Raw genomic sequence first — 23868 nt, 5'->3', positions numbered from 1 at the left:
CCTATGACTATTCGTGTTGCTCAGATCGGCACCGGCAACGTCGGTGTACACGCGCTCAAAGGGCTGATCCTCAACCCCGAGTTCGAACTGACCGGCGTGTGGGTGTCCTCGGACGCCAAGGCCGGTAAGGACGCCGCGGAACTGGCCGGCGTGGACACCCCCACCGGCGTGACCGCGACCACCGACCTGCAGGCCATCATCGACACCAAGCCCGACTGCGTGGTCTACACCGCGCTGGCGGACAACCGGTTGATGGAGGCGCTGGAGGACTTCAAGCGCATCCTGTCGGCCGGCATCAACGTGGTCGGCAGCAGCGCGGTGTTCCTGCAGTACCCGTGGGAGGTGCTGCCCGCCGAGCTGCTGACCCCGATCGAAGAGGCCGCCAAGGCCGGTAACGCCAGCCTGTTCATCAACGGCATCGACCCGGGCTTCGCCAACGACCTGCTGCCGCTGGCGCTGGCCGGCACCTGCCAGAGCATCCAGCAGATCCGCTGCTCGGAGATCGTGGACTACGCGACCTACAACAGCGCCGCCGTGATGTTCGACGTGATGGGCTTCGGTCACCCGATGGAAGAGACCCCGATGCTGCTGCAGCCGGGCGTGCTCAGCCTGGCCTGGGGCTCCGTCGTGCGTCAGCTCGCGGCCGGCCTGGGCCTGGAGCTCGACTCCGTCGAGCAGTCCCACGAGCGGGTTGCCGCGCCGGAGGACTTCAGCATCGCCGCGGGCGACATCAAGAAGGGCACCGCTGCCGCGGTGCGCTTCGAGGTGCGCGGCATGGTCGACGGCAAGGCCGCCGTGGTCCTCGAGCACGTCACCCGACTGCGCGGCGACCTGTGCCCGGAGTGGCCGCAGCCGGCCCAGGAAGGCGGCTGCTACCGGGTCGAGGTGACCGGTGAGCCGTCGTACAAGATGGACATCTGCCTGTCCAGCCCGAACGGCGACCACAACCACGCCGGTCTGGTGGGCACCGCGATGCGCGTCGTCAACGCGATTCCCGCGGTGGTCGAGGCCGACTCCGGTATCCGCACCACGCTGGACCTGCCGCTGATCACCGGCCGCGGTCTCTACAGCGCGAACTGACCGCGGCACCCGACTACCCTGAACAGGGTGTCGGTGCCCGCGGACACCGCTGATCGGCAGAAGCCGGGCTGGGCTTTGCTCGGCCCGGCTTTTGTCGCGGCCATCGCCTACGTCGACCCGGGCAACGTCGCCGCGAACGTCAGCGCGGGGGCGAAATTCGGCTTCCTACTGGTCTGGGTCATCGTCGTCGCCAACCTGATGGCCGGGCTGGTGCAGTATCTCTCCGCCAAGCTCGGGCTGGTGACCGGCCGCTCGTTGCCGGAGGTGATCGGCGCGCACAGCGCCAGACCGGCCCGGATCGCCTATTGGCTGCAGGCCGAGTCCGTGGCGATCGCAACCGATCTCGCCGAAGTGGTGGGCGGCGCGATCGCACTGAACCTGATCTTCGGGCTGCCGTTGCTACTCGGCGGGCTCATCACCGGCGCGGTGTCGCTGGCGCTGCTCGCGGTGGGCGACCGGCGCGGCCCGCGGAGGTTCGAGCGGGTGACCAGCGGCCTGCTGATCATCATCGCCGTCGGGTTCCTGGCCAGCCTGGTGGTCGGACCGCCCGATCCCGCCGAGGTCGCCGGCGGCCTGCTGCCCCGCTTCGACGGCGCCGAGAGCGTGCTCCTGGCCACCGCCATCCTCGGCGCGACGGTGATGCCGCACGCGGTGTATCTGCACTCCGGGCTGGCCCGCGACCGGCACGGCCACCCGGAGCCCGGCCCACGGCGACGGCGCCTGCTGCGGGTGACCCGCTGGGATGTCGGCCTGGCGATGCTGGTGGCCGGTGCACTGAATCTGGCCATGCTGGTGGTGGCGGCGGGCAATCTACGCGGCCTGGACCACGGCGACACCATCGAGGGGGCGCACGCCGCGGTCGGGGCCGCGCTCGGCCCGACGGTCGCACTGTTCTTCGCGATCGGCCTGCTGGCCTCCGGGCTGGCCTCGACGTCGGTGGGCGCCTACGCCGGCGCGATGATCATGCAGGGCCTGCTGCGGGTCTCGGTGCCCCTACTGTGGCGGCGGCTGATCACGTTGGGGCCGGCGCTGGCCGTTCTGGCCCTCGGCATCGACCCCACCCGGGCGCTGGTGCTCTCCCAGGTGGTGCTCTCCTTCGGCATCCCCTTCGCCCTGGTCCCGCTGATCCGGGTGACCGGCGACCGGACGATCATGGGCGACGACACCAACGGCCGCCTGACCTCGACGCTCGGCTGGATCGTCACCGTGGTGATCGGCGCGCTCAACGCGGTCCTGATCTATCTGGTGCTGCGGTAGCGGCCCGGCACGCACCATCATTTGTTAAATCGACTAATTACTTGCTAGGCTAAGTAAATTAGTTCGTTCGCCGCTTTGAGGAGTACCCATGGCACGCACCGATAACGACACCTGGGATCTGGCCACCAGCGTCGGGGCCACCGCGACCCTGGTCGCCGCCGCCCGCGCAATCGCCACCAAGGCCGACGATCCGCTGATCGACGACCGTTTCGCCGAACCGCTGGTCCGGGCCGTCGGCGTCGACTTCCTGACCAGGTGGGCGGCCGGGGACCTGGCCGGCAGCGATATCGACGACCACGACTCCAGCTGGAAGCTGGGCCAGATGCCCGACGCCATGGCGGTACGCACCCGCTTCTTCGACGGATTCTTCGCCGACGCCACCCGGGCCGGAATCCGGCAGGCGGTGATCCTGGCCTCCGGCCTGGACGCGCGCGCCTACCGGTTGACCTGGCCGGCGGGTATGACGGTCTTCGAGATCGACCAGCCCGAGGTGCTGGCCTTCAAAACCGCGACGATGGACGAGTTGGGTGCGGTGCCCACCGTCGATCGCCGGGCCGTCGCGGTCGATCTGCGCGACGACTGGCCCGCCGCGTTGACCGCGGCCGGTTTCGACCGCAGCCGGCCCACCGCGTGGATCGCCGAGGGGTTGCTGGGCTACCTGCCGCCCGAGGCCCAGGACCGACTACTGGACAACATCGGCGCGCTGAGCGCCGCCGGCAGCCGCCTGGGCACCGAGGCCGTCCCGAATCTGTCGGAGGACGCTCACGAACAGGCCCGCGAAGCGATGCGCAGCGCCACCGAGAAGTGGCAGTCGCACGGCTTCGATCTGGAGTTCTCCGAGCTGGGGTACCTCGGCGAACGCAACGACGTCGCCGATTACCTCAGCACCCGGGGCTGGGTGTCGACCGGCCAGACCATGACCGAGCTGCTGGACCGGCACGGCCGCCCGACACCGAACCGCGGGGCGGACTCGGCGTCGGTGGCCGACACCACCTACTACACCTCGGTCAAGGGCTAGGCCGAGACGGCTTCGCGCGCCTTGGCCTTCTCCTCGTAGTAGGTGGCCCGCTCGTCGACCATCTTCATGAAGCCGTTGACCTGCTCCAGCGCCTCCTGCCCGGCCGGGCCGAAGTCGGTGCGCTCGTTGACCTTCCAGAACCGCAGTACCGGCTGGACGACGTCGTCGTGGTGGATGCGCAGGTCGTAGATGCCGGCCTTGGCGATCATGACGGCGTTCTCCTGGAACCCGGGCATGTGCATGCCGGGCATCGCGAAGCCGATCACTTCGTCACGGATGGCGCACATCGCCTCGTCCGGCGAGATGTCGAGCGCCGCCTGCATCAGGTTGCGGTAGAAGACCATGTGCAGGTTCTCGTCGAGTGCGACGCGGGCCAGCAGCTGGTCGGCGATGGGGCAGCCGGAGGCCTTGCCGGTGTTGCGGTGCGACACCCGGGTGGCGAGCTCCTGGAAGGACACGTAGGCCAGCACCTGCAGCGCCGACTTGCCGCCGGCGTCATACCCGGCGACGGTGTGCTGCATACGCATGTTCTCGAGGTTCACCGGGTCGATCCCCCGGGTCACGATCAGGTAGTCGCGCAACGCGATGCTGTGGCGGCCCTCCTCGGCCGTCCACTGCCCGACCCAGGTGCCCCAGGCGCCGTCGCGGCTGAACGTGGTGGCGATCTCGCGGTGATACGACGGCAGATTGTCCTCGGTCAGCAGGTTGACCAACAGCGCCGACTTGGCCACCGGATCCAGCGGCGAGTCTTCGGGAACCCAGTCCTCACCGCCGAGGAATGCGAAATCCCGTCCCCTGCTCCACGGCACGTAATCGTGCGGCAACCACGGCTTGGCCGCCTTGAGGTGACGGTTGAGATTCTGCTCGACAATCGGTTCCAACTCATGCAACAGCGCTGTTTGGACGTTCGTCATCTGTACTCCATCCCCGGACCGACATACGGGCTGTCGATTGGCCCCCCGACCGAACCTACGGTTCCGTAGGTTCGAAACCCACGGTAAGCGTGCAGATTGCCACATGTCAACCATCGGTGTCGGTACTTCGGTTTAATTCGGGCACCTATCCGGGGACGTCAGAGGCCTTTCGAGCGCGTTCCCGCATGGAGGCGACCACTCCCCCGTCGGCCAGGATGTCGGTGCCGGTCAGGTAGCGGCACCTGTCACCGGCGCAGAAGGCGAACAGCTCGGCCATCTCCTCGGGGGTACCCCAGCGCGGGATCAGGGCGTCGGGCATCATCGCGCCGACCCCGGCCTTCTCCTCCCGGCGCCCCAACTCGGTGTCGACGTTGCCCGGCGACACCGAGACGATCCGCAGTCCGCGGCCGCCGAACCGTTCGGCCTGCGACGCGCTGTACCACTTCACGAACGCTTTGCTGACGGTGTAGGAGAACCCCGACCGGGCCTTCTCCGGCGCGTTGTTGCAGAACGCGGTCAGCTCGGCCACGAACGCTTCGCCGTCGCGCAACGCCAGCGGGAACTGCGCGACGGGAAGGTAGGCGTCGGGCACCAGCTGCGCGGCCATCGACGCCACGTTGACGATCACGGCACCGTCGCCGGCCGTCTCATAGAACACCTCGTCGACGACGACGGTGCCGTAGGCGTTGGTCCGCATCACGTGCTCGGCATCGCCCATGCTCGGGCCGATCCCGGCGGTATGGATCACCGACGCCACCGGCCCGAGGCCCGACGCGGTCTCGAACAACCGCGTGACGGCCGCCCGATCGGTGACGTCGCAGTCGACGACGGTCGCGGCGATGCCGAGTTCGGCGAGCTCCGAGCGCGCCGCGTCGAGCCGGTCCTTCCGGATATCGCAGAGCACCACCGTGTGGTCTCGGCCCATGATCTTGGCCGTCGCCACACCCATGCCGCCGGCACCGCCGGTGATCACCGATACTGAAGCCATAACTGGACGGTAGACGGCTGCGCCCCGGTGCCGGTCGACTGGGTGATGCGGAGAGTCGAAATGACCGATCTGTCAGGCAAAGTGGCGCTGGTGACCGGCGCGTCGTCGGGGCTCGGCGCTGCGGTGGCGCAGTTGTTCGCGGCGCGCGGGGCGTCGGTGTTCGGGGTGGCCCGCGACACCGAGCGGCTGGCGACGGTGTTCGCCGATGCCCCCGGCGGGCGCTTCGCCGGCGTCGACATCGCCACCCCGGAGGCCTGCGCCGCGGCCGTCGAACAGTGCGTCGCCGAGTTCGGCCGGCTCGATGTGCTGGTCAACGTCGCCGGTGCCCATCAGATGCGCCACACCGCGTCGGTCACCGACGCCGATTGGGCCCACGATCTGGCGGTCAACCTCAACGGTCCGTTCTACCTGTGCCGGGCGGCGCTTCCGCACCTGCTGGAGACCGGCGGCAACATCGTCAACGTCGCCTCCATCGCCGGGGTGGAGGGCCAGGCCTACTCGGCGGGCTACTGTGCGGCCAAACACGGCCTCGTCGGGCTGACCCGGGCCCTGGCGGTGGAGTTCACCGCGGAGAAGCTGCGGGTCAACGCCGTCTGCCCGGGCGGCATGCTGACCCCGCAGGTGACCGACTTCCGGCTCCCCGAGGGCGCCGACGTCAACCTGGTCATGCGGGTGGCCTCACCGCGCGGGATGAGCGCGCCGGCAGACGTCGCTCAGGTGATCGCGTTTCTGGCCAGCGATGCCGCGTCCGCGGTGCACGGCGCGGTGTATCTGGCCGACAACGGCAAGACCGCCGGATAAGCGCGGCGGCCCACGTTCAGCGCAGCGCCAGGCCGGTCAGGGCCCGGGCGATCACCAGTCGCTGGATCTCACTGGTGCCCTCGAAGATGGTGAAGATCTTCGCGTCGCGGTGCATCCGCTCGACCGGGTAGTCGCGGGTGTAGCCGTTGCCGCCGAGGATCTGGATGGCTTCGTCGGTGACATAGACCGCGGTCTCGCTGGCGAACAGCTTGGCCATGGAGCCTTCGGCGTTGTCGAACGCCTTGTTGTTGCGGGCCATCCAGCCGGCCCGCCAGACCATGAGCCGGGCCGCGTCGATGCGGCTCTTCATGTCGGCCAGTTTGAAGGAGACAGCCTGGAACTCGCCGATCTTGCGGCCGAACTGCTCACGCTGGCAGGCGTATTCGAGGGCGTATTCGTAGGCGGCCCGGGCCACCCCGACCGCCATCGCGCCGACCGTCGGCCGGGTGCGTTCGAAGGTCTTCATGGCCGCCTGTCCGCCGGCCGACGCCCCGGATTTGACCCGGGCGACCCGCGCCTCGAACTTCTCCCGGCCGCCGAGGATCATGTCCTCGGGCAGCCGGACGTTGTCCAGCACGATCTCGGCGGTGTGCGAGGCCCGGATGCCGTGCTTCTTGAACTTCTGGCCCTGGGCCAGCCCGGGGGTGTCCGGGCCGATGACGAAGGTGGCCTGGCCGCGCGAGCCGAGTTCGGGATAGACCGAGGCGACCACGATGTGCACGTTGGCGATGCCGCCGTTGGTGGCCCAGGTCTTGGTGCCGTTGAGCACCCATTCGCGGGTCGCCTCGTCGAAGCGGGCCCGGGTGCGGATGGCGCCGACATCCGAGCCGGCGTCCGGTTCCGAGGAGCAGAAGGCGGCCACCTTGGGGTCGTCGGCGGTGCCGAACATCTGCGGCAGCCACAGCCCCAACTGCTCGGGGGTTCCGTTGCCCGCCAGGGCCGCCGCCGCCAGCCCGGTGCCCAGGATGGACAGCGCGATGCCGGCGTCACCCCAGAAGAGTTCCTCGAACACCGCCAGCATGCCGATTCCGCTGGGCTCGGCGGCCTGGGTGGCGAACAGTTCCGGCGAGTACAGCCCGATCTTGGCCGCCTCGGCGATCACCGGCCACGGTGTCTCTTCCCGCTCATCCCATTCGGCGGCGGCGGGCCGGACCACCTCGGCGGCGAACTGGTGCACCCAGTCCCGCACCTCGATCACATCATCGCTGAGCTCCATCGAGAACGACATCTCTACTCCTGGAAAGGTTTGGGCTCGTTCAGTGCCAAATCGCTTGCGCTGCGGCGCTGCCAGCATAGTAAGCGCCGAGTCCGCAGCTCAATGTGAGCACCAGATTGGCGAGCGCGTACAACCGCGCACCCGCACCGGCCAATTGCAGGGTCTCGTAGGAGAACGTCGAGTAGGTGGTCAGCGCACCGCACAGCCCGGTACCGATCACCAGGTGCAGGCGTTCGTCGCCGGTGCTGCCGGTGAGCACACCCAGCAGCAGACTGCCGAGCACGTTGGCGGCCAGCGTGCCCCAGGGAAACATCGACGCGTGGCGGGCCTGCACGAACCGGTCGGTCAGATAACGCAGCGGTGCCCCCACCGCGGCGCCCGCGATGACCAACAGCCAAGTCATCGGCCGGCCGGGCTGCGCCCGACATGCCGGACGACTTCCACCTCGTCCAGCATGATCAGACCCTCGGTCACCAACTCGTCCAGTTGTGGCAGGAAAGCCCGAACCCGTTCGGGGGCATCCACGATGACGACCGAGACCGGCAGGTCCTCCGACATCGACAGCAGCCGGGTGGTGTGGATCGCCGAGGACGCCCCGTACCCCTCCACCCCGCGGAACACCGTCGCCCCGGCCAGACCGGCGCGGCGTGCCCGGTGCACGATCTCGCTGAACACCGGCTTGTGCTGCCAGGTGTCGCTCTCACCGACAAAGACCGTCAGGCGCAAGGCGGGACCGCTGAGCCGACTCATGTTGTCCTCCTGATGATCAGGCGTCGGGTGAGGCCCGCGGTCAGCCACGTCGCGATCAGCACCGCCACCGGCGTGCTGCACAGATAGGCCAGCGCCAGGATCGGGTGCCCACCGACGGCCAGGCCGTCGACGTCGGCGGCGAAGGTGGAGAACGTGGTGTAGCCGCCCAGCACACCGGTGCCCAGCAGCGGCCGCAGCAACCGGTGGCCGACCCACAGCTCGGTGATCGCCACCATCAGCACGCCCATCAACGCGCACCCGCTGATGTTGGTGACGAAGGTGGCCCACGGGAATCCGCCGGCCGGCGTGGGTGCTGCCAATGCGACGGCATAGCGGGCCGACGCCCCGATCGCACCGCCCGCCGCGACGGCCGCCAGCACCGGAGCCTGGTCCCGCACGGCGGGCTCAGAAAGGTACCTGGTGACCGAAATACTCATGGTCTTCGTTGTAACCGCCCATGCCCAGTCCGCGGTAGCGGAAGTCGTCGATGAATTCGATCGCCTCGATCCATTTCACCATTTTGAAGCCGAGTTCGTGCTCGTTGCGGAGCCGCAGCGGCGCGCCGTGGTCTTCGGTCAGCGGTGCGCCGTTCATCTCATAGGCCAGCAGGGTGGTCGGCTCGCTCATGTGCGCGATCCGGTGACAGTCGTAGTAGCGGCCTTCGTTCGGCGGCCCGGAGCCGTCGGCGAAGGAGTAGAACACCACCCAGCGTGCCGACGGCAGCGGACGGACCAGCTCGACGATGTCGGCCATCCGCACGCCGGCCCATTGGGCCACCCCGGTCCAGCCCTGGATGCAGTGGTGTCCGGTGACCTGTTCGTGTCTGGGCATGGCCAGCAACTGCGCGTAGGTCAGGGTGACGGGGTTTTCCACCAGTCCCTCGACACGTAGCGCGTAGTCGGCCCAATCGCCCTTCTGCAGGGCGCGGTAGTGCTCGGAAGCCGGCGGTGTTCCGTTGGCCCAGAAGTACGGTGAGATGTCCTTCTCGGTGTAGGTGGCGACCGGGTGCGGTCGATCCAACAGCTCGGTGATCCGACCGAGCAGCACCGTGCCGACCCGGCGAACCACCCCCGGGTAGCGCAACGTCAGCGGCGAGGCCGCCAGCCACAGTGCCGCGATGACGCTCATCGCGATCAGGTAAATCACCAGCGGCCAATAGGATTCGGTGTCGGTGCCCAACACGATGTGGTTGAGATTGCCCACCAGGCCGGTGGTGAACACCATCAGGGAGTGCACGGCGATGAAGAACACCATCCACAGCAGCACCGCGAAATGCGCCGTTCGTGCCACCTGGTGGTTCAACGGCCCGCGGTCCAATCCAAAGCGTGCGGCGACCGCCGGCGATTGCAGCATCCCGGTGACGAAAGCCAATGGGGCGGCGACGAAGACGGTGGTGAAGTAGGCGATCACCTGCAGCGCGTTGTAATCGGTGAAACCGTCGTTGACCGGAAAGTTCAGCGACGCATACTGAATCATGGTCGATGCCGCATTGGGCAGCACATCCCAGCTCTGCGGAACTATCCGGCGCCATTCCCCGCTGGTGAACAGCAAGACGTAGAACACCGCCCCGTTGAGCAGCCACAACAAGTCGAACGTGAAGTGCCACCAGCGCGCCAGGCCGATGGTGTGACGGACGCCGGGAATGCCCAGCCACTTCGGCAGTGCCACCGAATCATCTTTGGCGGTCCAGACTTTCGTGCCGTCGACACGTTCGGCACTGTTCAGTCGTTCGGCGGGCACCGGCCCACGCATCCGCAGCCACGCGGTCCCCGGCCGGCAGCCCTGGCGCAGGTACAGCCGCGGGTGGTCGGCCAGGATCTGCAGCCCGGCACGTATCAGGAACATCATGAAAACGATGTTGAACAGGTGCTGCCAGCGCAGCCAGGCCGGAAAGCCGGTGGTGATCACCGGTGTCACCTGCCCCGACGTACCCGGGTAGGCGGCGATGAAGTCCTGCATCCAACCGTATTGGCGTAGCTGCTGCGCCAACGCGATCCCGACGACCAACGCGGCCGCACCAAGCGGTAGCAGCCACAGTGACGAGACCCAGCGTTTGCCGAATCGCAGCGCCGGGACCCGGGCCATCTCCTGGGGAATCGATCCGGCCCAGTGCGCGGTCTCGACCCGGCGGTCCACCTCGCGGCGACGGGGCCCCTGATCGAGCAGTGCGGCAAAACCTTTGGTGCGTATAACCATGTCAAAGCCCCCTACCCCAGGAGTCATCAACGGTGGTAGATGCCATCAGCCGAAACGTCGGCCATGGCGGGCCTCATTGCCGCTATCAACTATAACCGCGGTTAGGGCGGTGCGCAGGTGCGCTTTTCGGCTAGCCCGACCCGCTGTCGGCGGCGGCCTCACGGGTGATCTGCTCGAATTGTTTGCCCATCGCCTCGGCCAGTGCGGTGGCCGCCGACAGCGGCCGGACCATCACCACGAAGTCGTCGATTTTGCCGTCGTCGTCGAAATGCAGGAAGTCGCAGCCGCTGAGACGTTTGCCGTCCACGGTGGCCTCGAAGAGCAACGCATGGTCACGCCCGGACTCATCGCCGATCTCGCGGACGTAGCGGAAGTCTTCGAAGACGCGCATCACCGCGCGCAGGATCGCCGCGGTCACCGGCTTGCCCGGGTAGGGCTTGAACGCCACCGGGCTGGTGAACACGACGTCGTCGGCGAGCAATGCCTCGATGGCTGCGCTGTCGCGGGCTTCTACGGCCTGCCGGAAGGGGTGCATGCCCTCACGCTAGCCCTCCGATGGCGGCCGGCGACGATTCCGGGGAATCCGTCGGGCGCAGCATCCGCACCGTGGCCATCGGCCCCGGCTCGGCGTCGGGTTCCGGCGGGGCGCTCCGTGCGGCGGGCAGAACGTACGGGGCCGCGGCGATTCCCAGCACGGCGGCGCCCGCGGCTCCCAGCGCCCGCGACCAGCCCAGCGGCCCCACCGGGGTGCACCCCAGCAGTTGGCTGATGCCGGGCAGGCTGATCGCCGCGGCGAACGCCGCGAACGAACCGGCCGCGGTGAGCAGCACCAGTGGTGCGCGCGAGTCGACCAGGGTCTGGGCGAGTTCGGTGGTGACCAGCGTGATCAGTGCGACCGTGGCGGCCCGTTGTGGGGCGCCCGGTAGCACCGAAAGGCGAGCCATGCCCCACGCGGCGCTGGCCGCCGCGCCGGTGATCGCGCCGCGGACCGCGACGGCCCGCATCAGCGCGCGTTCGTCGATGCCGTGCACCACGCGGTGCGCGGAACCAGCGGGCGTGCTGACCGCGACCGCGGTGGCCGGCAACGCGTCGGTGAGCATGTTCATCAGCAGCAGTTGCCGGTTGTTCAGCGGCGAGGTCCCCGACAGCGCGGCGCCGACGACGCCGAAGATGACCTCGCCGACGTTGCCGCCGAGCAGACCGGTCACCGCGAGCTGCACCCCGCGCCACAGGCGCTGGCCCTCGTCGATGGCGTCGACCAGGGCCCCGATGCGCCCGTCGGTCAGCACGATGTCGGCGGTCAGGTGCGCCGAGTCGCTACCGCGGGCCACCACGCCGAGTCCGACGCTGGCGGCGCGGATGGCGGCCGCGTCGTTGGCGCCGTCGCCGACCATCGCGCAGACCCGGCCGCTGCGTTCGAGGGTCTGCACCACCTGCACCTTGTTCTCCGGTGACATCCGGGCGAAGATCACCCGCCGGGCCACCGCCCGCTCCTGATCCTTGCGCGACAGGGCATTCCACTCCGCGCCGGTGATGACCTGATCGGCGGTGACCGGGACGCCGAGTTCGGCGGCGATGGCGGTGGCGGTGACGGGGTGATCGCCGGTGATCAACCGGACGCCCACCCCGCGGGCGGCCAGGTCGGCGAGCAGTTGCGGCGCTTCGGCGCGGGGGGTGTCGGAGATGCCGAGGTAGCCGGTCAGTGTCAGCCCGCTGCCGCACAGTCCGGCCAGCGCATCCGGGTCGTCGGCGAGGAGCTTCGTCTGCGCGACGGTGAGCCGGCGCCGGGCCACCGCGATCACCCGCAGTCCTTCGGCTGCCAGGGCGGCCACCGTTGCGTCGCCGTCGGGTTCGGGTCCCCGGCAGGCGGCCAGCACCACTTCGGGGGCGCCCTTGATCATCAGGTCCCGGCCCGACACCGACGCGGAGAACGCCCGGCCGGAGCGGAACGGCAGGTGGGCGTCCGGGGTGGTCCACAACGGCTCGCCGGCGCCGGGGAGCGTCGCGGCGGCCTCGGTGACGGCCTGGTCGGTGGCGTGCGTGTGCGGGTCGCCCTCCGGCGCCGGTGCGGCGTTGGCCGCGCACCGCAGCACCTCGTCGGACGAATAGCCGGCCACCGGCTGCACCCGGGTGACCCGGAGCCGGTTCTGGCTGAGCGTGCCGGTCTTGTCGAAGCAGACCACCTCGACCCGGCCGAGGGCTTCGACCGAGCGCGGAATACGCACCAGTGCACCGGAATCGGTCAGGCGTTGCGCCGAGGCGTGCTGGGCCAGCGTCGCCATCAGCGGCATCCCTTCGGGCACCGCCGCGACCGCGACCGCGATGGCGTTCCCCAGGGCCAGGCGCAGACCGCCGCCGCGCAGCATCCCGAGCAGACCCACCATGACGCCGCCGGCGGCGCTGGCCGGGAAGGCCCGGCTCATCAGCCGGCTCAGCTGATGCTGCAACCCGACGACGGGCAGGTCCCCGGCGGCCAGTTCGGCGGCGCGACGGGCCTGGGTGTCGGCGCCGACCGCGGTGACCACGGCCCGCGCGGTGCCGGCGACCACCGTCGTACCGGCGTAGAGCATGCAGCGGCGGTCGGCGAGTTCGGCGCCGGGTGTGGCCGCGGTCTGCTTGTCCACCGACAGGGATTCACCGGTGAGCGAGGATTCGTCGACCTCGAGGTCGGTGGCCTCGATCAGCCGCGCATCGGCGGGCACGACCTCGTTGCTGCGGATCTCGATGACAGTGCCGGGCACCAACCGGTCGGCGTCGATCTCGGTGTAGGCGCCGGTGTGGGGTTCGACGGTGCGGGCGGGCGGAGTCTGTTGGGCCAGCAGCCGGTTCAGCCGGTTCTCGGCCTGCAGTTGCTGGGCGGCGGCGAGCATGCAGTTGCCGATCAGCACGGTGCTGACCATCAGCGCGTCCACCGGTGATCCCAGCATGGCGGTGGCCGCGGAGCTCAGCGCCAGCACCGGCATCAGCGGATCCGACAGTTCGGCGCGCACCGCACGGAGGAACTGCCAGGCGATGTGCGGCGGGGCGTCGTGCGGCCCGGCGGCGACCAGTGGGCCGGGGTCCGGCAGGATCTCGCGGATCTCCTCGATCGTCATCGCGTGCCACTGGTAGGACGGTGCGGGCCGGGGCGCGGCGGTGTCGGCGACGCTGCGGGCCAGCAGGTACCCCGACAGCAGCCCGGTGGCGGCCCCGGCGGTGACCGGCCCCGGGCCGCGCCCGCCCCGCACGCCGGGAACCATCAGCAGCGCACCCAGGGTCGAGGATCCGGTGGACAACGAGATGCCGCGCTGGGCGGCCTGCCGCGCCGCGGGGATCGCGTGCAGCACCCGCCAGGCACCGGCCAGGTCGGCCAGCAGCAGGTCGGCATCCCAGGGCGGGACGTCGGCCGGGTCGTCGGAGAGCACGCCCAGGCCCAGATCGGCGCTGCACAGCGCCTGAGCCCCGGTCGAGGTCAGCACGGCGACGGTTCGGCCGGCTTCCTGCCGGGCGCTCAATGCGGTGGCCAGCGCCCGGTCGAGTTCATCGTCTGAGGCGTGGTCGCGGACGGGAGTCAGTTCGTCGAAGGCCGACCGCAGTTCCCCGAGCGCCGCGATGTCGAGGGTGCACAGTTCGGCACCGCCGGCCCGGGCCTCGGCCAGTAACGCCGCGGCCAGCGGGTGGCGTACCTCGCCGCGGTACAGCAGACGGGGGTCGATGAGGACGGCGTCGACGCGGTCGAGCAGGCGCAGCCCCTCGGGGCGCAGCGGGAGCGCGGCATGCTGGTCGACCAGGGTGCGGCTCAAGGTGGCGGCGAACGCTTCGGTGGTGGTGCGCATGGCTTTCGGGGCGGCCACCACGGCCGCGGTCGCGGCGGTGGTGAGGTTGCCGGTGAGCACGCCCACCAGTCCGGCGCCGAACAGTTGCGCGTGGCCCGCCCGCCGGCCGTGCCGTTCGACGGCGCCCTCCGGCAGCGGCACCGGCCTGGTCGGCAGGTGCACGTGCGCCTGGTCGGCGTGCCGGGCCAGGTGCGGCTCGTGGCGGGCCCAGGCTTGGGCCGCAGCCTGGTTCTCGGCGGCTTTGACGCCCTGCAACGCCAGATCCACGGCCAGCGTGGCCGGTGACAGGGTGGCGATGCGGGCCCCGGTGGAGATCAGCGAAAGCACCGTGTGGGCCGGGCCGACGCCGATCCGGTCGACGAGTTGCCGGCGCAGCCACGGCTGGTGGTTCGCCAGCGCGGCGGCGGCGTCGACGGTGATCGGCGCCTGCGGTAGCCGCAGCACGCGCCCGGCGACCGCAATGGCCAGCCCGGCGGCGTTGACCCCGACCATGACGCCCCGGGCCATCAGCGGCAGACCGTCGCCGGGCAGGGCGGCGGGCCGGTCCGCACCGGCCGATGGCACGCAGCCCCCGGCCCTCCGGTGCCGTCGTTCGGTCTCGGCGATCACCCGGCAGAGATCGTTCAGGCCGGCCCGCCCGCCGTCGTCTTCGTCGTCGTCGGCCAGGGTCACCACCGCGCGCGACAGCGGGCGGTTCAGTCGCACCGACACCACGCCCGGCGCGGCGGCGAGCGCGGTGAGCACCCGATCGCCGAGTTCGGGGGTTTCGGTCAGCCCGCGCACCTCGATCCAGGCGCGGCCCTCGCCGTGCCAGCACCGGCGGGTCAGCGTCGCGGTGGCGGAGTCCCCCGCGAGCATTCGAGTGGCTTCGCGAACGGGCAGTGCGGCGACCTGCAGTCCGGCCGCGGTGATGGCTCCCACCGCTTCGGTGGCGGCGGACGCCCCGCGGGTGGCCGTGCCGGCGAGGGCCGATGCCACCCGGATTCCCACGGCGGCTGGGCGGAGCAATGTCGGAACCATGTCGACAGCAACCAATCTCGTGACCTACGGCAGGCCGGAGCCGTGGCCCCGGCGGCGGCGGAAATGCCGCGTGAACCGCCCAATCCTGGCAACACTTTGATGATTACGCAACTATGCAAATGTGTTGATCGGCGAATCCCGCCGTGGCGGTTGGGACACAATGAATGCCGCCATGGCAAAAGATGAAAAACGGGTAGCCGAAGAAAACAGTTCAACCGGCCGACCCGACGAGCCGACCACGCCGCAACTGGCGTCCGCCGCAAGCACGTTCGCGCTGCTCAGCAGTCCGGCACGTCTGCACGTGATGTGGCTGGCCGCCCAGGACGCCTACGACGTCACCACCCTGGCGAAGCGAGCGGGCGTCAACGTCGCCACCATGAGCCAGCATCTGACCAAGCTGCGACTGGCCGGACTGATCAACGCCCGACGCGACGGACGCCACCACATCTACACCGTGGACGACCCGCACATCCTGACCCTGCTGCAGCAGATTTTCGCCCACATCGCCCCGGACGGCGGCCTGGCGCCCGACCCGCCCCGGAGCCGGTGACCCCGGCCGGCCCACAGAGTGACCCCGGTCACACTTGCGCGCGCTACGTGTTACCGGTCACGGACCAAGGTCCCCAAGTTCAGTGACCGGCAACACATTTCGATTTTCTACAACCGGGTTCTGGATAACGTCTGGACCCATGAAAGACCCTGTGCTGCTGCTTCCGGCCCTCGCCGGCATCATCGGATTCCTCGTCTTCGGCTTCCTGGCGCTCGAAGTCGTGTTCCATATCGGCTGAGCCGACGTGACCGGTGCGCCGTAGCGGCGCGCCCGGGGCCACGTCGGCCCCTTCGAGTCGGTGGGCGAGCAGTCGCCCCCGGTCGGCTAGCCGGCGCGCCAGACCCGTAGCGCTGCGACGACCATCGGGATCTGCAACGGCAGTCGCGCGATCGCTCCCGCACGCATCCACGGCTTGGCCCAGAACAACCGCACCGAGTGCAGGTTCGCCGGGTAGACCGCGGCGAACAGCGCCGCCGCGGCCAATCCGGCACGGCGGCGGGTACGCGGCACCAACAGCAGTGCCCCGATGACGATCTCGGCGACGCCCGAGACGTAGGTGTAGGCACGGGCGCTGCCCGGCAGTTCCGGCGGGACGATCACATCGAAGGGCTTGGGCGCGACGAAGTGTCCGATACCGGCGCCCAGCAGCAGTCCGGCCAATCCCCGCGCAGCCGTCACGGCCCGGCGCTGATCCGATGATGTGTCAGTCATGGCCCGATCGTAGCGCCGAACAGCACGGCTTCCATCAAGGTGAGGATCCGCGCGCGTTGCTCCGCACGATTGTCGAAGTTAACCAGGCGTCCCACATCGACGACCAGAGCCAGGGCCGCGTGCACCCGGAAGACCGCTTCGGCACCGGACCCGTGCACCTGGCCGACCAGGTGCGCCCATTCGTCGACGTTGTGCCGTTGCAACCCGCGCAACTCGACCCGGTCGGCTTCGGGCAGGTTGGCGAACTCGGCGAAATAGATGTTGATCAGGTCGGGGGCGGCGAAGGCCAGCGCGGTGTAGCGCTCGGCGATGCTGCGCGCCGCCTGCCGCGGCGTGCTGGACTCGGCCAGGGCATCGGTGATGGCCAGCAGCACCCGATCACCGGCCCGGTGGAAGGCGGCGGACAACAACGCGGCCTTGCTCGGGTAGTAGCGGTAGGCGCTGGAACCGTTGAGGCCCGCCGCGGTGCCGACCTCCTCCATGCTGACCTCGGAGAAGCCGCGCCGGCCGAACATCCGGGTCGCCTCGGCCAGCAGTCGTTCCCGTTTGGAGGTGCTCGGCAGACCGCGTTGCGGGCGCCGCGGCGCCGGGCCGTCCGGGGCCGGGGGCAGTTCGGTGGTCAGCACCGACCAGCACAGTTCCCCGAGTAATTCCTGCATCGCCGCGGCGGGCAGGCGGGTCCGGTGGGCGGAGACGCTGCCGATGACGCTGAGCGCCGCGGCGGCCAGTGTCGCGGTGTCGGCATCGGAGAGGCCCGGCCGCAGGGCCGCCAGCGGCTCGGCGATGGCGGCGTTGAGCGCGTCGTAGCTGCCGCGGATGTGCTTGCGGTCCGGCGGCTGCAGGTAGCGCCGCTCCCAGCGGTAGAACCCGCCCTCGCGACGCATCCCGATCGTGGTGTCGATCAGCGCCGCGGTGATCGCACGCAGCCGTTGCTCCGGCGGCCGGCCCGGATCGTCGGCGGACCGGGCGGCGCCGGCCAGTCCCTGCGCCGCGTACTCGGCGGTCGCCACCAGCAGCGCGTATTTGTTGGCGAAATGGCGGTACAGACCCGGGCCGGAGATACCGACGTCGGCGGCGATCTCGTCGACCCCGACCGCGTGGTAGCCGCGCTCGCTGAACGCCCGGGCCGCAGCCCGCACGATCTGGGCTTTGCGGTCCTTGGGGCGGCGCTGCACCGCGGTCGGCGAACCCGACGGCGTGGTCATTTCCACCCCCGTTGTTGACTGATCGACCGGACGCCCATACGTTAACCACAATTTACGTTTTGATCCACGAAGGAAGTAGCGTGCTGCCAACTCCGATCAGCGAAGGGCGGGACTGACCGTGCCCGGAGACTCCAGCTCGGCGAAATTCACCGCGACCCGCGACGGCCGCATCCTGCGGGTGACGATCACCAACCCCGACCGGCTCAACGCCATCGACTTGGCCACCATCGAGGCACTCGGCGACACCTTCAGCACCGCGGCCGACGACCCGGGTGTGCGGGCCATCGTGGTCACCGGTGAGGGCAAGGCGTTCTGCACCGGCGCGGATCTGTCCGCCACCGCGGGCGGCGCCGGCCCCGAACTGGTGATGGACGTCGCCGCCCGGATGGTGCGCTCGGTGGCCGAGACCCCGCTGCCGGTGATCGCCCGGATCAACGGGCCGTGCGCCGGAGTCGGGGTGGGTCTCGCGTTGGCCGCCGATCTGATCTACGCGGCCGAGAGCGCCTACTTCCTGCTGTCGTTCACCAACATCGGCCTGATGCCCGACGGGGGCACCACCGCACTGGTGGCCGCCTCGGCCGGGCGCGCGGTGGCCAACGAGATGGCCCTGCTGGGCGGTCGACTGTCGGCGACCGCGGCCGCAGACGCCGGCCTGATCAACGCGGTGCTGTCCGACGCCGAACTGGACACCCGGGTCTCCGCAGCCGCCGAGAAGCTGTCGCACGGCCCGCGTCGCGCACTCGAACTGACCAAACAGGCGCTCAACGCCACCAACCTGGCATCGCTGAACGACGCACTGGCCCGGGAGAAGACCGGCCAGGTCGAGTTGCTGGGCTCCCCCGACTTCTTCGAGGGCGCCACCGCGATGCTGCAGAAACGAAAGGCGGTATTCGGGGAATGATCGCGCAACCTCTGCGGTCTCGCCGCAACCACTGGATGAATCAGGTCGCCAACCACGCCGAGATGCGCCCGGATGCGGTCGCATTCCGGTGCCGGGGCGTCGACACCACCTGGGCGCAACTGCACGACCGCACCGAACGCCTTGCCGACGCGCTGTACCGGCGGGGCATCCGGTTCGGCGACCGCGTCCTGATCGTGATGCTCAACCACACCGAGTACATCGAAGCGACCCTGGCGATCAACACGCTGGGCGCCATCGCGGTGCCGGTGAACTTCCGGCTGACCGACCCCGAGATCCGCTACATCGTCTCCGACAGCGGGGCCAAGGGCGTCATCACCGACCAGATGCTCGCGCCGCTGATCGAGGCGGTCCGCAAGAACACCACCGGCCTGGACGTGGCCGTGGTGCTCGGCGACGACTACGAGTCGCTGATCGCCGAATCGGGCGATCCGCACCCGGGCAACGACGTCCCCGAGGACACTGCGGCGCTGATCATGTACACCTCGGGGACCACCGGCAGCCCCAAGGGCGCCATCCTGTCCTACTCGAACATGACGGCGCAGTCGTTGACCTGCATCCAGGCGCTACAGATCCGCACCGACAGCGTGTATTTCTGCGCGGCACCGATGTTCCACATCGCCGGCCTGGGCAGCATCGCACCGAACCTGATGCTGGGCACCAAGACCGTGATCCACCCGCTGGGGGCGTTCAACGCCACCGAGACCCTCGACGCCTGGGAGCGCGAGCGCGCCACCTCGGTGTTCCTGGTGCCGGCGCAGTGGCAGATCATCTGCGCGGATCCGACTGTGCGGACACGTGATCTGGCGTTGGAGGTGATCAGCTGGGGCGCGGCGCCGGCCTCGGACACGGTGCTGCGCGCCATGGCCGAGACGTTCCCGGATGCGCTCAACGTCGCGGTGTTCGGCCAGACCGAGATGTCACCGATCACCTGTGTGCTGCAGGGCGCCGACGCGATCCGCAAGCTCGGCTCGGTGGGCAAGGTCATCCCGACCATCTCCGCGCGTGTGGTCGACGACGAGATGAACGATGTGGCGCCGGGCGAGATCGGCGAGATCGTCTACCGCGGGCCGACCATGATGGCCGGCTACTGGAACAAGCCCGAGGCGACCGCGGAAGCGTTCGAAGGCGGCTACTTCCACTCCGGCGACCTGGTCCGCGTCGACGACGAGGGCTTCGTCTACGTGGTGGACCGCAAGAAGGACATGATCATCTCCGGCGGGGAGAACATCTACTGCGCCGAGGTGGAGAACGTCCTGTTCGAGCACCCGCTGATCGTCGAGGCCGCGGTGATCGGTCGGGCCCACGACAAGTGGGGCGAGGTTCCGGTGGCGATCGTGGCGCTGGCCGCCGAGGCCGGCGACCTGACGCTGACCGACCTCGAGCCGTTCCTCAACGAACGCCTGGCCCGCTACAAGCACCCCAAGGACCTGGTGCGCGTCGATGCGCTGCCGCGCAACGCCAGTGGCAAGGTGGTCAAGCCGCAGCTGCGCAAGGACCACGGGTAGCCGCGGGACGGGGGCGTCTCGTGCGACAGTAGCGAGATGCGTAGAGCAGCGTCCCTGAGTCTGATCACCGCGGCGTACGTCGTCGCGGTCGGTGCGGCCGCGGCCTGGCTGGCCTGGGGCGCCGATACCGGACGACTCTGGCTCGACACGTTCATCGCCGACGTGGTGGCGACCCTGGTGATCTTCGCCTTCAGTAGGAGCTTCGGTAATTCGAGTTTCTACGACGCCTACTGGAGTGTCATACCGCCGCTGTTACTGGGCTATTGGTGGGTCCAGTCCGTTCCCCATGTCGACACCACGCGTTGTGTCCTGGCCGCGGTGGTCGTCGGATTGTGGGCGGTGCGCCTCACCGGCAACTGGGTGCGGGGATTCACCGGATTGCACCATGAGGATTGGCGCTACCCCGAACTTCGTCAGCGCGCGGGACGCTGGGAGTTCGCCGCTGACCTGTTCGGTATCCACCTGGTCCCCACCGTGCAGGTCTTCGCCGCCATGGCGCCGGTGTACGTCGCGGTGACGCGGCCGGATCGCGGGCTGACCTGGCTCACCGTGATCGCTTTCGTCATCGGCGTGGCGGCGGTGCTGCTTGAACTGGTCGCCGACACGCAGTTGCACCGGTTCGTCCGGGATCAGCCACCCGGCACCGCGATGGATCGCGGGATCTGGGGATGGTCACGCCATCCGAACTATTTCGGCGAGCTCAGCTTCTGGTTCGCCTGCGCACTGTTCGGGGTGGCCGCCGCGCCGGCGCAGGCTTGGTGGATGTTCGCCGGGACGCTGGCGATGCTCGCCATGTTCCTGGGCGCCAGCATCCCGATGATGGAGGGCCGCAGCCTGCAGCGCCGGCCCGAGTATCAGGACGTGATCGACCGGGTGCCGCGTCTTTTCCCGCGCCCGCCGCAGGCTATGTCGTGGCGGCGAAAGCCTGGAACAACTCACTGATGCCCTGTGCCGCCTCCGCCCACGTGGGGTGCGCGGAGGGCAGGAAGCCGAAGATGTAGCCCGCCTCCTGTAGCGCGGTCAGCGACGGGTTGTCCAGCAGCGGGGTGAACCGGTAGGTCTCCGGGTCGAGCAGGTCGTCGAAGAAGTCCTGAATGCCTTGTTGCAGCCCGTTTCCCAGCGCGCTCAGCACGTCGCCGAGGTCCAGATCGGGAAACAGCCCGGGAGTGCTGACCACGTCGGCGTCGCCGGGCGCCCACCCGTGTTCGATGTTGCCGTAGCCGAGGTTCACCAGGACCCGGGTGACGGGTTCGAGTAGGTCGTACAGGGGTTGGCCCACAATCGGGATCAGCCGTAGCGGTTCGAGCAGCGGCAGGCCCTCGGCGGGGATCATGTAGTAGTTGACCATCGAGTCGGCCGCCGACGTGGGTAGTTCGACGGCGTTGGCGATCTGCTCGGGCGTCACGCTGAAATAGGTGCCGTGCTGGTAGATCATGCCCATGAAGGCGTTGAGGACCGACAGCAGATTGAGCGGATACCGCGGGAAATCGGCGACACCGTCGTATTCGTAGGTGTAGACGTCGGTCGGGTACAGGTTGTTCGGGGTGGCCACGTAGTCCTGGAGGTATTGCGGGTAGAGGCCACTGGTCTCCACCGTCAGACCGCCGACCGGGTTGTTCAGATTGCCGATCAGCACGAAATGCACGTGATCGCTGGGCACATCCTGGCCGGCAAGCTGCCGCATGACCGCCGAGGAGATGGCTGCGCTCTGCGAATAGCCGAACACCACGAGCGGGTTCTCAGCGCTGACGCCGCCGTCGGCGATCTTCTGCAGAATGGTGGAATCCAGAATCTGCGCACCCCGCACCTGGGAGGTGGCACTGGTGTTCTCCGGGGTGAACAAGGACTGCAGAGTACCGCCGAATCCGAACGGCTCCAGGTACGTCGTGAACGTCGCATCCAGGTAGAGCTGACTGGGTTGCGGAATGCTGGTGCCGCCCATGATCAACGCGGTGCCGTCGCCGAGTGGCCCCGCTGCGGTCGCACCGGAGGTCAACAGCACGTCGATCATCGTTGCCCGGCGGGGCGACAGGTCCGCTACGGCCAATGGGGCCGCAACGGCCAAACCCGCTGCCGTGACAGCCGCAGTAATACGGTCACTCCGCAAAGCGCGCATTCGATACCCTCTCCGCCCGCCCCCGAACAGTCGGATCATTGTTCCACCTGATTGCCGGGAATCGTGATCGAACGCGTACGGCGCCTTTTGCCGGACAGCAGTAACGTCGATGGATGGGGATCACGTTCACGAGCACGGTGGCGGCGCCACGCCGGGAAGTCTTCGCATGGCATGAACGGCCGGGGGCGTTCGCCCGTCTGAGCCCGCCGTGGCAGCCGATGCGATTGCGTTCCGAAGCCGACTCACTGCGGGACGGCACCGCCGAGCTGGCGCTGCCCGGTGGACTGCGCTGGATCGCCGAACACCGGGCCGACGGCTACGATCCGCCGCGGCGTTTCGTCGACGAACTCGGCGGGCACGGTCTGGCCTCGCTGCCGGCACGGTTGGCGTTGAACTGGCGGCACACCCACGAGTTCGACGACCTCGGCGACGGCCGGACCCGGATGACCGACACCGTGCAGGCCCCGATCCCCGCGGCATTACTGCGGCCGATGTTCGTCTACCGGCATCGCCAGCTCGCGGACGACCTGGCCGCCCATCAGCGCGCGGCCGAGCACGGGATGGGGTCGATGACGGTGGCGGTCACCGGCTCCTCGGGCCTGGTCGGTTCGGCGTTGACCGCGTTCTTGAGCACCGGCGGTCACCGGGTGATCCGGCTGGTGCGCCACTCCCCGCGCAATCCCGAAGAGCGGCAATGGAATCCCGACGATCCGGACCGCAATCTGCTGGCCGGTGTCGACGCGGTGATTCACCTGGCGGGGGCCTCCATCGCCGGCCGTTTCACCGACGCGCATCGTCGTGCGGTGCGCGACAGCCGGATCGAGCCGACCCGCAGGCTCGCCGAGTTGGCCGGTGGCGTCGCCTCGGGGCCCGCCGCGTTCATCTGCGCCTCGGCGATCGGGTACTACGGCTACGACCGCGGCGAGCAGACCCTGACCGAGGACAGTTCGCGCGGTGAGGGGTTTCTGGCCGATGTGGTCGCCGATTGGGAAGCGGCCCTGGCCCCGGCCGAGGAGTCGGGCATCCGGGTGGTCCGTGTCCGCACCGGCACCGTGCAATCGCCGCGGGGCGGCACCCTGCAGCTGATGCGGCCGTTGTTCGCCGCGGGATTGGGTGGACGCCTGGGCGACGGGCGCCAGTGGTTGTCGTGGATCGGGATCGACGACCTGGTCGACGTCTACCACCGGGCCCTGTGGGACACCGGGTTGTCCGGTCCGGTCAACGCCGTCGCCCCGAACCCGGTCCGCAACCGCGACTACACCAAGACCCTCGGACACGTGCTGCACCGCCCGACCGTCGTTCCGGTCCCGGGCCTGGGGCCCCGGGCGTTGCTCGGCGCACAGGGGGCACGCGAACTGGCCTGCGCGAATCAGCGGGTGTCACCGGCCCGCTTGCTTGCTGCGGGGCATCGGTTCCGCACCCCCGATCTGGAACCGGCGCTGCGGCATCTGTTGGGCCGTGCGGAGTCGGCGTGACCCGGTTGCGTCAGTCCACGACGTGATAGTCGACGTCCAGCGAGCGGTATATCCGCTCGGCCCACCGGTCAGCGCTGGGCGTCATCACGCAGCCGGCGGACGTCTGCATCGGTCAGGACGGCACCTTCGACCTCGGCGAGGACCGGCAGCCCGTCACGGATCCCGATTGCGCATTCACGCCGGTGCACCGGCTCGATCCGAAGTCCCGAGCCGTCGAGTACCAATTCGAGCGGGGTGTCCGGGGTGATGCCCAGCGCGACGCGCAGTGCCTTGGGGATCACGATCCGCCCTACCCGGTCCACGGACACATGCATGGCACGGTTTTACCA

At 69.3% G+C, this 23868-nt stretch carries 22 protein-coding genes; 9 read left to right on the top strand and 13 right to left on the bottom strand.

Annotation, left to right across the window (positions count from 1 at the left end):
- Nucleotides 1-3: 3 nt before the first annotated feature.
- The 3 genes from RCP38_RS04080 (at nt 4) to RCP38_RS04070 (ending at nt 3355) form a co-directional block, all read left to right on the top strand.
- Nucleotides 4-1080 (top strand): NAD(P)H-dependent amine dehydrogenase family protein, encoded by a 1077-nt coding sequence (locus RCP38_RS04080; RefSeq protein WP_308475733.1) that lies wholly within the window; start codon nt 4-6, stop codon nt 1078-1080.
- Nucleotides 1081-1113: 33 nt separating this feature from the next.
- Nucleotides 1114-2337 (top strand): Nramp family divalent metal transporter, encoded by a 1224-nt coding sequence (locus RCP38_RS04075; RefSeq protein WP_308477051.1) that lies wholly within the window; start codon nt 1114-1116, stop codon nt 2335-2337.
- A gap of 88 nt (nt 2338-2425) precedes the next feature.
- Nucleotides 2426-3355: a class I SAM-dependent methyltransferase gene (locus tag RCP38_RS04070; protein ID WP_308475732.1), complete on the top strand. Its 930-nt coding sequence runs from the start codon at nt 2426-2428 to the stop codon at nt 3353-3355.
- Here RCP38_RS04070 and RCP38_RS04065 read toward each other — a convergent pair.
- Together RCP38_RS04065 and RCP38_RS04060 are read right to left on the bottom strand one after the other, a co-directional pair.
- Complete coding sequence (locus RCP38_RS04065) at nt 3352-4269, bottom strand: acyl-ACP desaturase (RefSeq protein WP_308475731.1); 918 nt, start codon at nt 4267-4269, stop codon at nt 3352-3354. The genes RCP38_RS04070 and RCP38_RS04065 overlap by 4 nt on opposite strands.
- Before the next feature lie 145 nt (nt 4270-4414).
- Complete coding sequence (locus RCP38_RS04060; RefSeq protein WP_308475730.1) at nt 4415-5257, bottom strand: SDR family oxidoreductase; 843 nt, start codon at nt 5255-5257, stop codon at nt 4415-4417.
- A 60-nt stretch (nt 5258-5317) separates the two neighbouring features.
- On the opposite strand from RCP38_RS04060, the gene RCP38_RS04055 reads away from it, so the two are divergent.
- Nucleotides 5318-6058, top strand: coding sequence for an SDR family NAD(P)-dependent oxidoreductase (locus RCP38_RS04055; protein WP_308475729.1), 741 nt, complete (start codon nt 5318-5320; stop codon nt 6056-6058).
- Nucleotides 6059-6074: 16 nt separating this feature from the next.
- Here RCP38_RS04055 and RCP38_RS04050 read toward each other — a convergent pair whose 3' ends face one another.
- From RCP38_RS04050 to RCP38_RS04020, 7 genes are all read right to left on the bottom strand, one after another.
- Nucleotides 6075-7286: an acyl-CoA dehydrogenase family protein gene (locus RCP38_RS04050; protein ID WP_308475728.1), complete on the bottom strand. Its 1212-nt coding sequence runs from the start codon at nt 7284-7286 to the stop codon at nt 6075-6077.
- Nucleotides 7287-7314: 28 nt separating this feature from the next.
- Nucleotides 7315-7677: a fluoride efflux transporter FluC gene (locus tag RCP38_RS04045; RefSeq protein WP_308475727.1), complete on the bottom strand. Its 363-nt coding sequence runs from the start codon at nt 7675-7677 to the stop codon at nt 7315-7317.
- On the bottom strand, nt 7674-8024 hold the full coding sequence (locus tag RCP38_RS04040; RefSeq protein WP_308475726.1) for a DUF190 domain-containing protein: 351 nt from the start codon (nt 8022-8024) through the stop codon (nt 7674-7676). The genes RCP38_RS04045 and RCP38_RS04040 overlap by 4 nt, the downstream gene beginning before the upstream one ends.
- Nucleotides 8021-8461, bottom strand: a complete 441-nt coding sequence (locus RCP38_RS04035) for a fluoride efflux transporter FluC (RefSeq protein WP_308475725.1) — start codon at nt 8459-8461, stop codon at nt 8021-8023. Before RCP38_RS04035 ends, RCP38_RS04040 begins: the two co-directional genes overlap by 4 nt.
- Nucleotides 8430-10220, bottom strand: coding sequence for a molybdopterin-dependent oxidoreductase (locus RCP38_RS04030; RefSeq protein ID WP_308475724.1), 1791 nt, complete (start codon nt 10218-10220; stop codon nt 8430-8432). Before RCP38_RS04030 ends, RCP38_RS04035 begins: the two co-directional genes overlap by 32 nt.
- Before the next feature lie 130 nt (nt 10221-10350).
- Entirely contained in the window at nt 10351-10755 is a 405-nt protein-coding gene (locus RCP38_RS04025; protein ID WP_308475723.1) for a nuclear transport factor 2 family protein, read from the bottom strand.
- Between the two features lie 4 nt (nt 10756-10759).
- Entirely contained in the window at nt 10760-15013 is a 4254-nt protein-coding gene (locus RCP38_RS04020) for an HAD-IC family P-type ATPase (protein WP_373692433.1), read from the bottom strand.
- Between the two features lie 214 nt (nt 15014-15227).
- On the opposite strand from RCP38_RS04020, the gene RCP38_RS04015 reads away from it, so the two are divergent.
- Nucleotides 15228-15605: an ArsR/SmtB family transcription factor gene (locus RCP38_RS04015; protein ID WP_308475722.1), complete on the top strand. Its 378-nt coding sequence runs from the start codon at nt 15228-15230 to the stop codon at nt 15603-15605.
- 324 nt (nt 15606-15929) lie between these two features.
- Here the strand turns inward: RCP38_RS04015 and RCP38_RS04010 are convergent, their stop codons facing one another.
- Entirely contained in the window at nt 15930-16316 is a 387-nt protein-coding gene (locus RCP38_RS04010) for a DoxX family protein (protein WP_308475721.1), read from the bottom strand.
- Complete coding sequence (locus RCP38_RS04005; RefSeq protein ID WP_308475720.1) at nt 16313-17521, bottom strand: TetR/AcrR family transcriptional regulator; 1209 nt, start codon at nt 17519-17521, stop codon at nt 16313-16315. The genes RCP38_RS04010 and RCP38_RS04005 overlap by 4 nt, the downstream gene beginning before the upstream one ends.
- A 112-nt stretch (nt 17522-17633) precedes the next feature.
- On the opposite strand from RCP38_RS04005, the gene RCP38_RS04000 reads away from it, so the two are divergent.
- From RCP38_RS04000 to RCP38_RS03990, 3 genes are read left to right on the top strand one after another with little or no spacing between them, the layout of a single operon-like run.
- On the top strand, nt 17634-18422 hold the full coding sequence (locus RCP38_RS04000; protein WP_308477049.1) for an enoyl-CoA hydratase: 789 nt from the start codon (nt 17634-17636) through the stop codon (nt 18420-18422).
- Nucleotides 18419-19948 carry a fatty-acid--CoA ligase FadD5 gene (gene fadD5, locus RCP38_RS03995; protein WP_308475719.1) on the top strand — a complete coding sequence of 510 codons (1530 nt, stop codon included), beginning with the start codon at nt 18419-18421 and terminating at the stop codon, nt 19946-19948. The genes RCP38_RS04000 and fadD5 overlap by 4 nt, the downstream gene beginning before the upstream one ends.
- 36 nt (nt 19949-19984) lie before the next feature.
- On the top strand, nt 19985-20890 hold the full coding sequence (locus RCP38_RS03990; protein ID WP_308475718.1) for a DUF1295 domain-containing protein: 906 nt from the start codon (nt 19985-19987) through the stop codon (nt 20888-20890).
- On the opposite strand, the gene RCP38_RS03985 is transcribed toward RCP38_RS03990, so the two are convergent.
- Nucleotides 20853-21959: a PE-PPE domain-containing protein gene (locus RCP38_RS03985; protein ID WP_308475717.1), complete on the bottom strand. Its 1107-nt coding sequence runs from the start codon at nt 21957-21959 to the stop codon at nt 20853-20855. The two genes, RCP38_RS03990 and RCP38_RS03985, sit on opposite strands and share 38 nt — an antisense overlap.
- A gap of 218 nt (nt 21960-22177) precedes the next feature.
- On the opposite strand from RCP38_RS03985, the gene RCP38_RS03980 reads away from it, so the two are divergent.
- The gene (locus tag RCP38_RS03980) at nt 22178-23539 is read left to right on the top strand and encodes a TIGR01777 family oxidoreductase (protein WP_308475716.1); all 1362 of its coding nucleotides are present in this window, start codon (nt 22178-22180) and stop codon (nt 23537-23539) included.
- Nucleotides 23540-23607: 68 nt separating this feature from the next.
- Here RCP38_RS03980 and RCP38_RS03975 read toward each other — a convergent pair whose 3' ends face one another.
- The gene (locus tag RCP38_RS03975) at nt 23608-23853 is read right to left on the bottom strand and encodes an AbrB/MazE/SpoVT family DNA-binding domain-containing protein (protein ID WP_308475715.1); all 246 of its coding nucleotides are present in this window, start codon (nt 23851-23853) and stop codon (nt 23608-23610) included.
- Between the last annotated feature and the right edge of the window lie 15 nt (nt 23854-23868).

Source organism: Mycolicibacter sp. MU0083, from assembly GCF_963378075.1.
Classification (GTDB): Bacteria; Actinomycetota; Actinomycetes; order Mycobacteriales; family Mycobacteriaceae; genus Mycobacterium; species Mycobacterium kokjensenii.
This window is presented reverse-complemented; position numbering and strand designations above follow the sequence as displayed.